Source organism: Marinobacterium rhizophilum DSM 18822 (genome assembly GCF_000378045.1).
Taxonomy (GTDB): Bacteria; Pseudomonadota; Gammaproteobacteria; order Pseudomonadales; family Balneatricaceae; genus Marinobacterium_A; species Marinobacterium_A rhizophilum.
In genome coordinates this window covers 1-1,385 of the sequence record NZ_KB899142.1, presented here as the reverse complement: position 1 = coordinate 1,385, position 1,385 = coordinate 1, and the positions used below count along the sequence as shown (strand labels likewise).

Here is a 1,385-nt window from a genome sequence, read left to right as displayed (position 1 = left end):
GGACTGAAGTCGTTGATGCCACGCTTCCAGGAAAAGCCTCTAAGCTTCAGGTTACTGCTGACCGTACCCAAAACCGACACAGGTGGTCAGGTAGAGAATACCAAGGCGCTTGAGAGAACTCGGGTGAAGGAACTAGGCAAAATGGTGCCGTAACTTCGGGAGAAGGCACGCTCCTGACGGTGACCCCCTTGCGGGGTGAGCGGTCGGGAGTCGAAGATACCAGGTGGCTGCGACTGTTTATTAAAAACACAGCACTCTGCAAACACGAAAGTGGACGTATAGGGTGTGACGCCTGCCCGGTGCCGGAAGGTTAATTGATGGGGTTAGCGCAAGCGAAGCTCTTGATCGAAGCCCCGGTAAACGGCGGCCGTAACTATAACGGTCCTAAGGTAGCGAAATTCCTTGTCGGGTAAGTTCCGACCTGCACGAATGGCGTAACGATGGCCACACTGTCTCCACCCGAGACTCAGTGAAATTGAAATAGCTGTTAAGATGCAGTTTACCCGCGGCTAGACGGAAAGACCCCGTGAACCTTTACTATAGCTTCACAGTGGACTTTGACATTGCTTGTGTAGGATAGCTGGGAGGCTTTGAAGCGTGGACGCCAGTCTGCGTGGAGCCAATCTTGAAATACCAGCCTGGCACTGTTGAGGTTCTAACTCTGGACCGTAATCCGGTTCGAGGACATTGTGTGGTGGGTAGTTTGACTGGGGCGGTCTCCTCCCAAAGAGTAACGGAGGAGCACGAAGGTACCCTCAGCATGGTCGGAAATCATGCAATGAGCGCAAGAGTAGAAGGGTGCTTGACTGCGACACTGACACGTGGAGCAGGTACGAAAGTAGGTTCTAGTGATCCGGTGGTTCTGTATGGAAGGGCCATCGCTCAACGGATAAAAGGTACTCCGGGGATAACAGGCTGATACCGCCCAAGAGTTCACATCGACGGCGGTGTTTGGCACCTCGATGTCGGCTCATCACATCCTGGGGCTGAAGCCGGTCCCAAGGGTATGGCTGTTCGCCATTTAAAGTGGTACGCGAGCTGGGTTTAGAACGTCGTGAGACAGTTCGGTCCCTATCTGCCGTGGGCGTTTGAGATTTGAGAAGAGTTGCTCCTAGTACGAGAGGACCGGAGTGAACGAACCTCTGGTGTTCCGGTTGTCACGCCAGTGGCATTGCCGGGTAGCTACGTTCGGACGGGATAACCGCTGAAAGCATCTAAGCGGGAAGCCCCCTTCAAGATTAGATCTCACTGGGACCTTGAGTCCCCTAAAGGGCCGTTTAAGACTAAGACGTTGATAGGCGGGGTGTGTAAGCGCTGCGAGGCGTTGAGCTAACCCGTACTAATTGCCCGTGAGGCTTGACCATATAACGCCCAAGGCGTTTGGT

At 53.9% G+C, this 1,385-nt stretch carries 1 rRNA gene; it reads left to right on the top strand.

Annotated features, from left to right (window positions below):
- Positions 1 to 1,364, top strand: a 23S ribosomal RNA gene (locus tag F451_RS0124340); the annotation flags it as partial.
- Positions 1,365 to 1,385 lie beyond the last annotated feature (21 nt).